At 64.4% G+C, this 13,440-nt stretch carries 16 protein-coding genes and 1 riboswitch; of the genes, 7 read left to right on the top strand and 9 right to left on the bottom strand.

Features of this window, described 5'->3' with window-relative positions:
- The first annotated feature begins 30 nt into the window (after positions 1 to 30).
- Entirely contained in the window at positions 31 to 531 is a 501-nt protein-coding gene (locus CH286_RS00545) for a metallophosphoesterase family protein (protein WP_037147969.1), read from the top strand.
- Between the two features lie 15 nt (positions 532 to 546).
- On the opposite strand, the gene CH286_RS00540 is transcribed toward CH286_RS00545, so the two are convergent.
- Positions 547 to 1,272: an SDR family NAD(P)-dependent oxidoreductase gene (locus CH286_RS00540; protein WP_037147874.1), complete on the bottom strand. Its 726-nt coding sequence runs from the start codon at positions 1,270 to 1,272 to the stop codon at positions 547 to 549.
- 74 nt (positions 1,273 to 1,346) lie between these two features.
- Between CH286_RS00540 and CH286_RS00535 the strand changes: the two genes are divergently transcribed.
- On the top strand, positions 1,347 to 2,186 hold the full coding sequence (locus CH286_RS00535; protein ID WP_032404708.1) for a helix-turn-helix transcriptional regulator: 840 nt from the start codon (positions 1,347 to 1,349) through the stop codon (positions 2,184 to 2,186).
- A gap of 119 nt (positions 2,187 to 2,305) precedes the next feature.
- Positions 2,306 to 3,235 (top strand): SDR family oxidoreductase, encoded by a 930-nt coding sequence (locus CH286_RS00530; protein ID WP_094608047.1) that lies wholly within the window; start codon positions 2,306 to 2,308, stop codon positions 3,233 to 3,235.
- A 32-nt stretch (positions 3,236 to 3,267) separates the two neighbouring features.
- On the opposite strand, the gene CH286_RS00525 is transcribed toward CH286_RS00530, so the two are convergent.
- Together CH286_RS00525 and CH286_RS00520 are read right to left on the bottom strand one after the other, a co-directional pair.
- A complete protein-coding gene (locus CH286_RS00525) occupies positions 3,268 to 4,221 on the bottom strand; it encodes a HAMP domain-containing protein (RefSeq protein WP_032404710.1) in 954 nt (317 codons plus the stop codon).
- 104 nt (positions 4,222 to 4,325) lie between these two features.
- On the bottom strand, positions 4,326 to 4,649 hold the full coding sequence (locus CH286_RS00520; RefSeq protein ID WP_032376810.1) for a winged helix-turn-helix transcriptional regulator: 324 nt from the start codon (positions 4,647 to 4,649) through the stop codon (positions 4,326 to 4,328).
- Positions 4,650 to 4,748: 99 nt separating this feature from the next.
- On the opposite strand from CH286_RS00520, the gene CH286_RS00515 reads away from it, so the two are divergent.
- The gene (locus tag CH286_RS00515; RefSeq protein WP_217902894.1) at positions 4,749 to 5,495 is read left to right on the top strand and encodes an SDR family oxidoreductase; all 747 of its coding nucleotides are present in this window, start codon (positions 4,749 to 4,751) and stop codon (positions 5,493 to 5,495) included.
- 49 nt (positions 5,496 to 5,544) lie between these two features.
- On the opposite strand, the gene CH286_RS00510 is transcribed toward CH286_RS00515, so the two are convergent.
- From CH286_RS00510 to CH286_RS00490, 4 genes are all read right to left on the bottom strand, one after another.
- Positions 5,545 to 6,099, bottom strand: coding sequence for a DUF6764 family protein (locus CH286_RS00510; RefSeq protein ID WP_032404713.1), 555 nt, complete (start codon positions 6,097 to 6,099; stop codon positions 5,545 to 5,547).
- A gap of 550 nt (positions 6,100 to 6,649) precedes the next feature.
- The gene (locus CH286_RS00500) at positions 6,650 to 7,117 is read right to left on the bottom strand and encodes a MerR family transcriptional regulator (RefSeq protein ID WP_094608045.1); all 468 of its coding nucleotides are present in this window, start codon (positions 7,115 to 7,117) and stop codon (positions 6,650 to 6,652) included.
- Between the two features lie 29 nt (positions 7,118 to 7,146).
- Positions 7,147 to 8,031 (bottom strand): SDR family oxidoreductase, encoded by an 885-nt coding sequence (locus CH286_RS00495; protein ID WP_094608044.1) that lies wholly within the window; start codon positions 8,029 to 8,031, stop codon positions 7,147 to 7,149.
- A 43-nt stretch (positions 8,032 to 8,074) separates the two neighbouring features.
- On the bottom strand, positions 8,075 to 8,539 hold the full coding sequence (locus CH286_RS00490; protein WP_176458088.1) for a tRNA (cytidine(34)-2'-O)-methyltransferase: 465 nt from the start codon (positions 8,537 to 8,539) through the stop codon (positions 8,075 to 8,077).
- A gap of 33 nt (positions 8,540 to 8,572) precedes the next feature.
- On the opposite strand from CH286_RS00490, the gene CH286_RS00485 reads away from it, so the two are divergent.
- From CH286_RS00485 to CH286_RS00475, 3 genes are read left to right on the top strand one after another with little or no spacing between them, the layout of a single operon-like run.
- Positions 8,573 to 9,181: a pentapeptide repeat-containing protein gene (locus tag CH286_RS00485; RefSeq protein ID WP_037147888.1), complete on the top strand. Its 609-nt coding sequence runs from the start codon at positions 8,573 to 8,575 to the stop codon at positions 9,179 to 9,181.
- 55 nt (positions 9,182 to 9,236) lie between these two features.
- Positions 9,237 to 10,094, top strand: a complete 858-nt coding sequence (locus tag CH286_RS00480) for a bifunctional methylenetetrahydrofolate dehydrogenase/methenyltetrahydrofolate cyclohydrolase (protein WP_032404718.1) — start codon at positions 9,237 to 9,239, stop codon at positions 10,092 to 10,094.
- An 11-nt stretch (positions 10,095 to 10,105) separates the two neighbouring features.
- Positions 10,106 to 10,423: a DUF3017 domain-containing protein gene (locus CH286_RS00475; RefSeq protein WP_176458087.1), complete on the top strand. Its 318-nt coding sequence runs from the start codon at positions 10,106 to 10,108 to the stop codon at positions 10,421 to 10,423.
- Positions 10,424 to 10,471: 48 nt separating this feature from the next.
- On the opposite strand, the gene metX is transcribed toward CH286_RS00475, so the two are convergent.
- Positions 10,472 to 11,617: a homoserine O-acetyltransferase MetX gene (metX, locus tag CH286_RS00470; protein ID WP_094608042.1), complete on the bottom strand. Its 1,146-nt coding sequence runs from the start codon at positions 11,615 to 11,617 to the stop codon at positions 10,472 to 10,474.
- Positions 11,614 to 12,963 carry a bifunctional o-acetylhomoserine/o-acetylserine sulfhydrylase gene (locus tag CH286_RS00465; RefSeq protein ID WP_080734248.1) on the bottom strand — a complete coding sequence of 450 codons (1,350 nt, stop codon included), beginning with the start codon at positions 12,961 to 12,963 and terminating at the stop codon, positions 11,614 to 11,616. Before CH286_RS00465 ends, metX begins: the two co-directional genes overlap by 4 nt.
- A gap of 171 nt (positions 12,964 to 13,134) precedes the next feature.
- A riboswitch (SAM riboswitch) is annotated at positions 13,135 to 13,258 on the bottom strand.
- Positions 13,259 to 13,440 lie beyond the last annotated feature (182 nt).

The raw sequence follows: 13,440 nt of genomic DNA, 5'->3' as shown, positions 1-13,440 counted from the left end.
GGCCGCACCTCTCGCGTGCACAATCGAGTGGTGAAGCTGCTGCTGATTGCCGACACTCATCTCCCGAAGCGTGCTCGCGACCTGCCCGACGAAGTGTGGTCGGCTGTCGACGACGCAGATGTCGTGATCCATGCCGGTGATTGGGTGGACCTCGCATCGTTCGAGGCACTGTCGCAGCGGTCGCGTTCTCTGGTCGCGTGCTGGGGGAACAACGACGGTGACGAGTTGCGGGCTCTGATGCCCGAGCGCGCCGACGTCTTGCTCGGCGGAGTTCGGTTCACCGTGGTGCACGAGACCGGTGCCGCGACGGGCCGTGAACGACGCATGGCGGCGGCATACCCGGAGACGGACGTCCTCGTGTTCGGGCACAGTCACATACCGTGGGACACCTTCGCGGACAACGGTCTACGGCTGCTCAACCCTGGATCTCCTACGGATCGGCGTCGGCAACCGTTCTGCACCTACATGACGGCCGTTGCCGAGAACGGGGCGCTCGACGAAGTCGAACTGCACCGCATCGCACCTCGTTAGTGGCAGCCGAGGCGTTCACATACCGCCGGCCACCCGAACGACGGTTCCGGTGGCGTACCGCGCATCGGCGGAGAGCAGCCACGACACCGCACCGGCAATCTCGTCCGGCACACCTGGGCGACCGAGGGGGATGTTCGACGCCATCTTCTGCGGCCGTTGTCGATCTCGGTGGAAGTCGGTTTCGATGATTCCGGGTGCCACTGCATTGACCCGAATATTTTGCGCGGCAACCTCTTTGGACAGACCCACGGTCAGTGTATCGACCGCAGCCTTGGCTGCCGCGTAGTGCACGTACATTCCGGGGCTACCGAGGGTGGCGGCAGCAGAGGACATGTTGACGATTGCTCCACCCGATTCGGCCATCGCTGCGATCGCATATTTGCAGCAGGTGATCACCCCGATCAAGTTGACATCGAGGTCTGCTCTGATGGTCTCGATGTCGTTGTCCACCAGCATCCCGACGGCGCGTGCCGAGCCCGCGTTGTTCACCAATCCGGTGAGGGTGCCGATCTCCGCGGCCGCGGCGAACAGGGCGGAGACCGCCTGCTCGTCGGTGGTGTCGGCGCATACCGCGACCACAGTTCGGCCGGATGTCGACAACTCGGTGGCGAGTCTCTCGGCAGCGACGGCATCGGAACGGTAGCCGATCACCACATCGTGCCCGTCGGCAGCCAACCGTCGGGACACGGCGGCACCGATCCCGCGGCTGCCACCGGTGACGATGGTCAAGGGAGCGCTCATCGTTCGACAATAGCCACCGTGGAGAGGGCACAATTGCGGAAGCACCAACCGCATTCGACGGAAGGAGGTCTGTGATGATCGATCGGCCGGAGTTGGCCGCTTTTCTTCGGCAGCGGCGTGAGTCGTTGCAGCCCGAGGACATCGGCCTTCCACGTGGACAGCGCAGGCGAACGCAGGGCCTTCGACGCGAGGAGGTCGCCGAACTGTGCCATATGTCGACCGACTACTACGCCCGGCTCGAACGTGGGTCCGGTCCGGCGCCGTCGGAGCAGATGATTGCGTCGATCGCGCAGGGTTTGCATCTGTCGCTGGGCGAGCGTGATCACGTGTTCCGCCTCGCCGGGCACGCTCCTCCTGTGCGCGGGATCTCGACCGACCACATCAGCCCAGGATTGCTGCGGATACTGGACCGACTGAACGACACCCCCGCCGAGATCGTGTCCGAGCTCGGTGAAACTCTGCGCCAGACGCCGCTGGGCGCGGCATTGACCGGCGATGCGTCGTTGCGCACCGGGCCGAACCGGAGTCTGGGATATCGCTGGTTCACCGACCCCGCTACCCAGCAGTCGTACCCGCCCGACGAGCGTGCCGTGCTGTCTCGGGTGTATGCGTCGGGGCTGCGCGAGATCGTCACTCTTCGCGGGCCGGACTCGACAGCAGCGCATCTGGCCGCCGAGCTGCACGAGGTCAGCGAGGAGTTCCGAACCCTGTGGGAGAAGCGCGAAGTGGGGGTGCATCCACCCGAGTCCAAGCGGTTCCTGCACCCGACGGTCGGCATGTTGCAACTGAACTGCCAGACCCTTCTCGACCCGGAGCAAGCGCATCGGCTGTTGGTGTACACGGCAGTACCCGGCAGCGAGAGCTACGCCAAATTGGAACTGCTCGCGGTGGTGGGAACACAGGTCCTGTCCTGACTCGGTGCAGGGTGTCGGAGTATCAGTGGATCGGGAAGTCCTGGATAAGCCCGAAACGGTAGTCGAACATGGGTTCTGCACGTCCGAGCCGGACGATCACAACACCCGAGGAGCTTGATATGGGCCGCATCGCAGATCTATCCATCCCCGACCTGAACGGCAAGCGCGCCGTCGTCACGGGAGCCAGTGACGGGATCGGCACGGTCATCGCGACGCGGCTCGCGCGCGCCGGAGCAGAGGTCGTCATGCCGGTGCGCTCTGCCGCCAAGGGGGAGCGCGCAGTCGAGTCGATCCGGGCTTCGGTACCCGGAGCGCAGGTCAGCACCCGCGAGTTGGACCTGTCGTCACTGAATTCGGTTGCAGCGTTGGCGAGCCAGCTCGTCTCCGAAGGACGGCCGATCGATGTGCTCGTCAACAATGCAGGAGTCATGCAGCCACCCGAGCGCCAAGTCACTCAGGACGGATTCGAGCTGCAGTTCGGAACCAACCACCTCGGTCATTTCGCACTCACCCTCGCTCTCCTGCCGCTTCTTCGTGCAGGCCGTGCTCGAGTCACCCATCAGACGAGCATCGCGGCGCGATCGGGGGCCATCAACTGGGACGACCTGAACTGGGAGCGTTCCTACGACGTCATGAAGGCATACAGTCAGTCGAAGCTCGCGGTGGCCTTGTTCGCCCGCGAACTCGACGCACGCAGCAGGGCCGGTGGGTGGGGAATCACCAGCAACATGGCCCATCCCGGAATTTCACCGACCAATCTGCTTGCGGCCCAACCAGGTCTGGGGCGTCCGAAAGATTCTGCGGGAAGACGGCTCATCGGTGGTCTTGCCCGCGTCGGCATCGCAGGAACAGTGGACAGCGCCGCGCAACCGGGCGTTATCGCCGCGGCGGGTACAGCCTCGCGCGGTGATCAGTTCGTCGGTCCCACCCGGTTGATCGGTGGACCGCCGGCCGAGGTCGGGCTGTGGAAGCCACTGCGCAACATGGACGACGCACGCCGGCTGTGGGAAGCGTCCGAAGAGCTGACCGGTGCGCGACTCTCGTCGTGAAGCGATCGACTTCGACTGCGTCGCATCGAGTGTCAGCGGGGTGTCGGCGCGGGTTCCCGGGCATGGTCGACCAAATCGTGCACCAACCCGATGATGACATCCATCTGAGCGATCACCTCGACGCGCAGACGATCCTGCTCTTCCTCGGGCATGTCCGGTGAGTCGGGCCGGTCGAGAGACATCAGTAGGTCGATGTTCGTCCGCAGTGCCGTCAACGGCTGCATCAGTTCGGCACCTGCATCGACGATCAACTGCCCTTGGCGTTCTCGCGATCGCGACAGCGCTGCCAACATTTCGTTGAAGCTGTTGGCGAGTGAGGCCAGTTCGTCGTCTCCGTTGACGTCGATCGGCTCGAAACTTCCAGTTCTGGCGACTCTTTCGGTGCCGGCACGGAGGCGTCGGACCGGTCGGAGTCCGGTTCGGGCAACAGCGGCACCGGCGACACCGGCCAGCGCTACGAGGAATGCCCCGACGATAACGAGTGCAAGTGTGAGCTTGGCGAGCAGTGGTGACGCTTCGCTGAGCGATTCGGCCACCATGATTGTTGCGCCTGAGTCGGTGCGTTGGGCCGAGAGGTAGTAGCCACGGACCTCACGCAGCGACCGATCGACGCTACCGTCGACGACAGATTTTTCAGGGCCGTCCAGGGTGCCGTCCGAGTTGATGAACGGTTCGCTACCGTTCGTCGACGTCACCAACGCGCCGTCGCTCGTCACCAGCGCTACTTTTACCTTGGTGCCCTCGGTGTCTTCGATGCCGAAGCCGAGCAAACCGGCAGGCAGGCCGGATGTCGCGCTGGCGATGATGGCGTCGCTGTTGCGGCCGACGCGGTCGATGATCTGCGAACGTAAGGCTTGCTCCGCAACGAGATAGATCGCCAGAGCACTCACGGCTACGGCGAGGGCCGCCACACTCATCGTCAACACTCGTATCCGGCCGTGCAGCGACAGCGCCCTCGGGCGAGCGGCCGCGCGCGAATTCCTCATTTTTCGAGTATGCCGGTCGGCGCGAGTCCACGACTCCGCAGACCAGTCCAGAGTGTCGGGGTGATGGAGCAGAGCGCGGTGGGTGAGGGGTTCGACGCAGTTGCTCAGGGTCGCCGGTCGGCGGGCGCGTTGCCTTCGTCCCATCGTTGCGCCCATTGCCATAGTGGTTCCAGTGCCGGCCCCAGCTCGTCGCCGAGTTCGGTCAGGCGATAGGTCCCATCCGAGTCTTTCAGTAGCACTCGCGCATCGACGAGCGTGCGCAGTCGGGTGGCGAGAACGCTGGACGAGATGTCGTCGGTGCGTCGCCTGAGTTCGAGGAACCCGAGCGGCCCGTCGCGTAGTTCCCACAAAATGCGCATGTTCCATCGCTGCCCCAGGAGATCGAGCACGGCCATCATCGATCGGCGGGGTGCGTTTGCCATTTCCATCGCGCTTCATCATAGTGGTTCGAAAATCGAAGCAGTTCGAAAATCGAAGCAGTTCGAAAATCGAAGCAGTTCGAAAATCGAAGCTCGAGGAGGATGTCGATGACCCGACGTATGGCAGGAAAGTCGGTGTTGATCACCGGCGCATCCCGTGGCATCGGAGCCGAAACCGCGGTGCAGCTGGGTGCGGAAGGTGCGATGGTTGCAGTGAACTACCGAGAGAAGAAGCGCAGGGCCGACGCCGTGGTGCGAACGATCGAGGAGGGTGGGGGGCGAGCTCTGGCTGTCGGAGCCGACGTCACCGATCCAGTCGCAATCGAGGCGATGCTCGACTCGGTTGTCACCGAGTTCGGCGCTCTCGATGTGCTGGTGCTCAGCGCATCCGGTGGACTCGAGCTCGGTGCCGATCCCGGCTACGCGATGAGCATCAACCGCGACGCCCAGGTTGCATTGGCTCGCGCGGCCACTGGTCGGATGAAGCCCGGCTCGCGCATCGTGTTCCTCACCAGTCATCAGGCGCATTTTCACGGCCGAAAGCCGGTGCCTGTCGAGTACGAGCCCATTGCCGCCAGCAAGCGTGCAGGAGAAGACGCCCTGCGCGACTCGATTCCCCACTTCGAGAGTCGAGGCATCGAATTGGTCGTCGTCTCGGGCGACATGATCGAGGGCACGATCGTCGTCACTCTGCTGGAACGCCGCAACCCCGACGCGGTGGCCGCTCGTACCGCACACGGTGCGCTTCCTACAGTCGCCGAATTCGCTACGGCTGTGGTGGCAGCATGCGCCGATCCGATCGAAAAATCAGGGTATGTCGTCTACGTCGGCGGAGCCGATTACCTCGAGCAGTAGCTGCGGGTAATCGGCTCCGTTCGACGACGGGAGATCGTGTCCCCGAAGATCAGCTACCGAGGACGCAGAACTGGCCGCTGGAAAGATTCAGAGCGAGAGACAGCGGGCCGACGCAATCGACACCCTGACCTTCGGATGTAGCACCGGATCCCCACCCGGCGACGGCAAGAGTCGTTTGGCCGGCGTCGGCCCACGAGTGTGCGATGCCCCCGCCGAGCGCGAGAGCGTAGGCCGTACCCGCATTCTTGCTGGCTCCGAGTGCGACGCCGTATCCGTTGGCGTAGGTGGTCGTTGCGCCTGGGCCGTCGTTGACGCTGACCGCGGTACCGCTGTCAGCAGCACCGGCGGTGGCCCGGCCGGTGCCCTCCGAGGTGGCGCCGCAGCTGGCGGTGCCGTCGACCTGGATGTCGTTGGCCGAGGGCGGAGACACGCAGTTGACGGGGGCAGCCGACGCGGTGCCGGCACCCACCAGCGCCGCGGCGGTCATTCCTGAGCCGAGGGCGAATATTGCTGCGGTGCGGGCAATTCGGCTACCGAACCGACTCGACGTGCGCGTGGTGGAGGAGGAGGACGAAGAACGGCGGGGATGGGAAACAGAGAACAACAGAAAGCTCCTTCACGAGCGAAACGGGTCGGTGCGGCACACGGTACCCCGCTCGAGTCGTTCACGGCAGCAACCTGCTCGGTTTGTGTAACGGTGCCGCCGACATCCGGGAATGAATCGTCGTGGAAGTCCGGTTTTGCGTACCCTTGCCGGAGCTGTCGTGGCCGCCGGTGGTGCGTTCGCGGCACTGTCCTTTGCTTCGGTCGATAAATCGAATTCTGTTCCTTCGCTTGATATTTCGGTGTTCGCATCAGGGTTGTCCGTCACGCCCGAGTCGGTACTCGGCGGGGCGGGGGCGCAAGCGCCGATGCCCGCCGATCGCAAGGAAATCGTTACCGACAGCTACCGCCCGCCGCTGTGGCGAAGACGCGTCGAACACTGCCGATCTCATCGAGACCGGATCGTCAGTGTCGAGCCGTGGGGGCACGTGTGACGGTTCGTTGTCACAGAAGAACGGTCTGCCCATTTATCGACGCTCACAATTGATTTCGCGTCCGAGGGAGGGGTGGCACGCCCGAACCGGTCCGGGCTTCGGCCTGACCTCGCGGCGTCAGGGACCGGTTGTACCGCCGTACGTAGCAATCTTGTATTCGGTTGCCACCAGCGAGAGCTGCAGTTCGCGGATGCGGCGTCGAACGGTGTCTCGATGCTCGACGAGCATGTCGAGTCGTTCCGGAACGGTGTGCTCTCCGCCGTCGACGAGCTCGACGTAGTGCTGCAAGTCGCGCATCGGCATTCCCGACAGCCGCATGCGGGTGAGAAACACGAGTCTACGAATGGCTACGTTGTCGTAGCTGCGATGGTCGAGCCCGTCGCGGGCCACCTCGATCAGACCGCACCGTTCGTAGTACCGAAGGGTGTGTGCGGAGATATCGAGCAACTCGGAAACCTCTGAGATGCCGAGTGGTTCGGAGAGCTCTCCGGGCTCGATCAGCTCGTGTACCAGTTCGACGGTCAGCGGTGCGTCCGAATCCGCCGCGCCTGCCAGCGCCCTGTTCATCAAGTCCGTCGTCGCCATGAGTACAGAAGATAGTCCGGCGAGCGGTGTCAGACCGGCCGGACAGATTCGGGAACACCCGGGAAATCCGCACCGGCACTCGCCTCGGCATGGGTCTCGAGTGAGGCGAGCTCCCGCCGGTAGGACTCGCGCAGCCGTCCGACGGCCTCGCGTCCCAGCGGAATACGAAGGGGAGCCGAGTCGGCCTCGACCAGGTCACGGATGATTCGCGCCGCGCGGTGAGGATCACCTTCCTGTCGTCCGTTCGCGGCGAGCATGTCGGTTCTCATCGCGCCGAGAGCGTCGGCGTACGCATCTGTGGACGCAGCGCGCTCGAGTACGTCGGCACTGTTGAAACCGGTCCGAAAGCGACTCGGCTCGACGATCAGAACTCGAATCCCGAACGGTGCGACCTCGCCGGCCAGTGCCTCCGACCAACCCTCCAGTGCAAATTTTCCAGCCGAGTAGGAACCGGCTCCAGGGAATGAGATGCGGCCGCCCTGGCTACTCATCTGCACGATCGTTCCTGCGCGACGCGCACGCATTCCCGGCAGTACGGCCCTGGTCAGGGCGGCGGGTCCGACGACATGCTGTTCGAGCATGTCGCGCAGTCGTGCGTCGTCGATTTCCTCGGCCGCACCGATCTGCCCGACGCCGCCGTTGTTGACGAGTACGTCGACCCGTCCGAATCGATCGATCGCCCTCTCGACGACGGTCGGCGCGGACTCGGTGTCTCGTACGTCGAAAGCTATGGGCAGTAGCGACTTCGGGTACTCGGCCATCAGGTCGCCGAGTCGTTCGGGGCGTCGCATGGCCGCGACGACGGTGTCGCCCGCTTCCAGGGCCGCTACGGTGAGCGCCCGTCCCAACCCGGACGATGCTCCGGTGACGAGCCAGGTACGTGGTGAATCGGTCCGTTGTGCTGCAGATGTCATGAAACGCACGCTAGGGGTTCGAGCGCACTCGAACGCAAACTCCTCAGACGCTGCCCTCGTACCCGTGTTGCCGCCATGCCTCGTACATCGTCACCGCCGCTGCGTTGGCGAGGTTGAGCGATCGACGGCCGGGAATCATCGGTATGCGAAGGCGGTCGCTCACGTGCGGGTCGTCGAGGACCTCGTCGGGGAGTCCTGTGGGTTCCGGTCCGAAGAGGAGAACATCGCCGGGCTCGTACGCAACGTCGGCGTACGAGCGTGTGGCGTGGGCGGTGTAGGCGAACACTCGCGTCGGTGCCAGAGCCGACCAGGCCGACTGCAGGTCTCGGTGCACGGTGACGGACGCCAGATCGTGGTAGTCCAAGCCGGCCCGTTTGAGCTTCGGCTCGGACATGTCGAAGCCGAGCGGACCCACCAGGTGCAGCTCGCATCCGGTGCCGGCGACCAGGCGAATTGCATTGCCGGTGTTCTGGGGGATTCGGGGCTCGAAGAACATCAGTCGAAACACCCGGTTCACTCTGCCACCACGAACCGGGGAAGTATGGGGCAGGTGGACGACGAGCAGATCATCGGTGAAGATTTTTCCGACACTCGATTGGACGGGCAGGAGTGGAACGGCAGGCAATTCGTCCGGTGCACCTTCCGCGATGCCGACATGAGTGGAGTGCGAACCGAGTCGGTCGTGTTCACCGAATGCGATTTCACCGGCACCGACCTGACCGAATCGATCCACACGAATTCTGCATTTCGATCGTGCACCTTCACTCGGACGAACTTGCAGCACAGCACATTTCGTCACTCGACCATGATGGGTTCGGTGTTCGTGGACAGTCGGATGCGGCCCGCGACCTACGACGAGGTCGATTTCACTCTCGCGGCGTTGGGGAACGTCGACCTGCGCGGTCTCGACCTCACGGGGTGTCGGATGCGGGAGGCGAACCTGGTGTCTGCAGATTTTCGGAAAGCAACAGTGCGCTCGGTCGACTTCGCTGGAGCCCGCACCGTCGACGCCAAGTTCGACGAGGCCGACCTGCGCGGAGCCGTCGCCGATCCGTCCCTGTGGGTGAGCGCGAGTGTGCGGGGTGCCAAGATCGAGCTGATGCAGGCCGTGGCATACGCCGGAGCGCACGGTCTCGTCGTGGAGGGTTGACGCGGTCTTCGGACCGGCGCGGCGCGGTCGACCTCGAGCCTGGAACAATGGCCGGGTGACTGCAACGATTCTCGATGGCAAAGCGACCCGTGACGAGATATTCGTCGATCTCACCGCCCGCGTGGCAGCGCTCCGTGAGAAAGGCATAACCCCAGGACTGGCTACTGTCCTGGTGGGAGACGACCCGGGTTCTGCGGCGTACGTCCGAGGCAAGCACAACGACTGCGCCAAGGTCGGGATCACCTCGATTCGTCGCGATCTGCCCGCGGACATCACCCAGTCGGATCTCGAAGCAGTGATCGACGAACTCAACGCCAACCCCGAGTGCACCGGATACATCGTGCAGCTGCCGCTGCCGAAGCATCTCGACGAGAATGCTGCTCTGGAGCGGATCGATCCGGACAAGGACGCCGACGGCCTACATCCGATCAACCTGGGCCGTTTGGTGCTCGGTAAGGACGCTGCGCTGCCGTGTACCCCTCGCGGGATCGTGCACCTGCTGCGTCGTTACGACGTGGCCCTCGACGGTGCGCACGCGGTGGTCATCGGCCGCGGCGTCACGGTCGGTCGGCCTATCGGGCTGTTGCTCACGAGACGGTCGGAGAACGCCACGGTGACGTTGTGCCACACAGGAACTCGCGATCTTGCCGCCGAGGTCTCCCGCGCCGACATCGTCGTTGCCGCCGCCGGAGTTCCGGGATTGATCACCGCGGACATGGTCAAGCCCGGTGCTGCCGTCCTCGATGTCGGTGTGACCCGCACCGAGGACGGATTACGCGGGGACGTCGCCGACGGTGTTGCCGAGGTAGCAGGTTTCCTCTCGCCCAACCCCGGTGGTGTCGGACCTCTGACGCGAGCCTTCCTGCTCACCAACGTCGTCGAGCGCGCCGAGCGCACCGCAGCTGAGAGCTGAGCGATCCGAGGATGAACGCCGCCGAGGATTCGCGAGCTGAATCCGACCATGGGATTCGTGCAGCGGTAGCACGTAACCTACCGATCGTTGCGGTGTCGGTCGTCGTGCTTGCCGCGCTCGTTCTGGTGCTGGCGGATCGCTGGCGGCGCGGCGCGTTCATCTTCGGATGTGCGGCGCTACTGGCCGCGGTGCTGCGATTGTGCCTGCCCGAATCTCGGGTCGGAACCCTGAGCGTGCGCAGTCGCGGATTCGACGTGCTCGCGTTGGGCTGCGTCGGCGGAGCGATCGTGTTCTTGTCGCTGTCGATCGACCCACTGGGCACCGACTGATACCAGGAGCGGACCCTGGGGGAGCGACCGGACCAGGGCCCGTCGGTGTCAGCGGCGTCCGAGGCGAGCGAGTTCCATCGTCTCGGCGAGCAGTTTCGCCACCGAGTCGGCTTCGGTGAGGAAGCCGTCGTGACCGTCGCGAGATTGGATCACTTCGAGTCCGCGGCACTGGGGGAGTTCGCGAGCGATCTCCTTCTGCAAGCGCAGTGGATACAGACGATCCGAATCGACGCCGCCGACGATGGTCGGAACCGGTACCGACGCAAGAGCTTCGGCTACACCGCCGCGGCCACGACCCACATCGTGACGGTTCATTGCCTCGGTGAGTAGGACATATGTCGCCGCGTCGAATCGATTGACCAGCTTTGCGGCCTGGTGCTCGAGGTAGCTCTGCACCGAGTAGCGACCGCCGGCCCACGGATCCTCGTCATTCTGCGCAGAGTTGCCGAACCGAATGTCGAGTTCGCTCTCGGTGCGATACGTCAGATGCGCGATGCGTCGTGCGATACCCAGTCCGGCCGTCGGAGATGTTCCGGTGGCGTGGTAGTTGCCGCCGAGCCAACCCGGATCCGCCTTGATCGCGGCGATCTGCGTTGTCTGCGTGCCGATCTGGTCGGCTGTTGCCCTGGCTCCGACTGCCAGAATCAGTGCCGCTGCCACTCGATCGGGGCGACTGACGATCCATTCGAGGGTGCGCATGCCGCCCATCGAACCGCCGACGACTGCGGCGAAGCGGTCGATGCCCAGGGCGTCGGCGACGGCTGCCTCGGCCGCGACCTGGTCGCGGATGGAGATCTCGGGGAACGTCGAACCGTACGGTGTGCCGTCGGGCGAGATGCTGCTCGGTCCGGTGGTGCCGCCGCACCCGCCGAGCACGTTGGTTGCCACTACGCACCACTCGTCGGTGTCGATAGGGCACCCGGGTCCGACCATTCCGTTCCACCAACCGGGCAGCGCATGATCTGCATCCGGCGGACCGGACACATGCGAATCGCCCGTCAGGGCGTGTTCGACGAGCACGACATTGCTGCGGTCGGTGGCGAGTTCGCCCCACCGCTGCACCGCCACGGTGACCTGGGGGATGCGAGCGCCGTTCTCGAGATCGAGACCGCCGATGTCGATGGTGCCCAGCCGCCCGTCCGGAGACGGAAGAACCGCCTCCGGACGAACGCCTGTGTCGCAGCTGTGACTCAAGATGCCGCCGCGCTGAAGCCGACCTCGAGATCGGCGATGATGTCGTCGATTCCTTCGATTCCCACGGCGAGACGAACCAGGCCCGGCGTCACGCCCGATGCCAACTGCTCGTCGGGAGTCAGCTGGGAATGGGTGGTGGACGCGGGATGGATGACGAGTGAGCGCACGTCTCCGATGTTAGCGACGTGACTGTGCAGTGTGAGCGCGTTGACGAACTTCTTGCCCGCGTCCACTCCGCCCTTCAACTCGAATGCGACGATCGCACCCTGCCCCTTGGGCAACAACTCCTGGCCGCGTCGGTACCACGGCGACGATTCGAGTCCGGCATAGTTGATCGAGACGACGTCGTCGCGGCCGGCGAGGAACTCCGCCACCTTCTGTGCGTTCGCCACGTGCCGCTCGATTCGGAGGCTCAACGTCTCGATACCTTGGCTGATGAGGAAGGCGTTGAACGGGGAGACCGCCGCACCGATGTCACGCAGCAACTGCACGCGTGCTTTCAATGCGAATGCAGGCGCGCCGAGATCGGCGAAGACCACACCGTGGTAGCTCGGATCCGCGGTGGTGAAGTTGGGGTGACGGCCCTGCGTCCAATCGAAGGTGCCACCGTCGACGATGACGCCCGCGATCGCCGTGCCGTGCCCGCCCAGGTACTTGGTCGCCGAATGCACGACGATGTCGGCACCGTGCTTCAACGGCTGCAGCAGGTACGGCGTCGCCACCGTGTTGTCCACGATCAACGGGATGCCGTTCTCGTGGGCCACCGCCGAGATGCCGGGGATATCGAGAATGTCGTTCTTCGGGTTGGAGATCGATTCGCCGTAGAACGCCTTGGTCGACGGCGTGATCGCGGCTCGCCACTGCTCGAGATCATCGGGATCGTCGACGAACGAGACGGTGATGCCCAGCTTGGGGAGCGTGTAGTGGAAGAGGTTGTACGTACCGCCGTACAGCCGCGGGCTCGAGACGATGTGGTCGCCTGCCTCCGCAAGATTGAGAATCGCGAACGTCTCGGCCGCCTGACCCGACGCGAGCAACAGTGCCGCGACGCCACCCTCGAGAGCGGCGATGCGCTGCTCCACGACGTCCTGGGTGGGGTTGATGATGCGGGTGTAGATGTTGCCCGGCTCTGCGAGTCCGAACAATGCGGCCGCGTGATCGGTGTTGTCGAACGTGTACGAGGTGGTCTGGTAGATCGGCAATGCGCGGGCGTTGGTAGCGCCGTCCGGGGTCTGACCCGAGTGGATCTGCTTGGTCTCGAAACTCCAGTTGGCCGCCGGGTCGGTGAACGGATCCTCGGTGGGTGCTCCGGTGGCGTCGACGATGTCGGGGGTCGAATCGGTCATGGCTGGTGATACTCCGTTTTCTGAGACGAGTCTGTCTAAGACGAATCGAATGTCGAATGATGCTCGAGAAGTCGAGCGTTACGGGGCGTATCGGTACAGCAACACATGAGAGAACCTCCTGACAGGCCTCGGCCCCAGGAGGCCGAAGATTCAGTGGGTCCGCTGCCTGCGGACCCGCGCTTGTCGATTCGGCACTCGGCGTGCCGAATCGGCCCGGTCGTTCACCCGGGGCACCCCACCGCGGTTGGAGGGTTGCCGGCCAGCAAGCCGGGGCTCGATGCTGGCACTCATGACCTGGCGAAGATCTTAGCGGGTGCGGACGTGTCGCAGGAACAAGGGCTCGGTGCGGCGGCCGGTGGGACTCGAGCAGATGCTCGGGTGAGGACAATCACCGCGCTGCGACTCGAAAACAGGTTGCCCGAGGGAAGACAATGGTCGGGTTGGCTGTTCTCTTACTCGGTTGCGCTCTGCTGAATC

Source organism: Rhodococcus sp. WWJCD1 (genome assembly GCF_002258735.1).
Classification (GTDB): Bacteria; Actinomycetota; Actinomycetes; order Mycobacteriales; family Mycobacteriaceae; genus Rhodococcoides.
The sequence above is the reverse complement of the archived record's forward strand: the minus strand, read 5'-3'. Positions and strand labels throughout refer to the sequence as shown.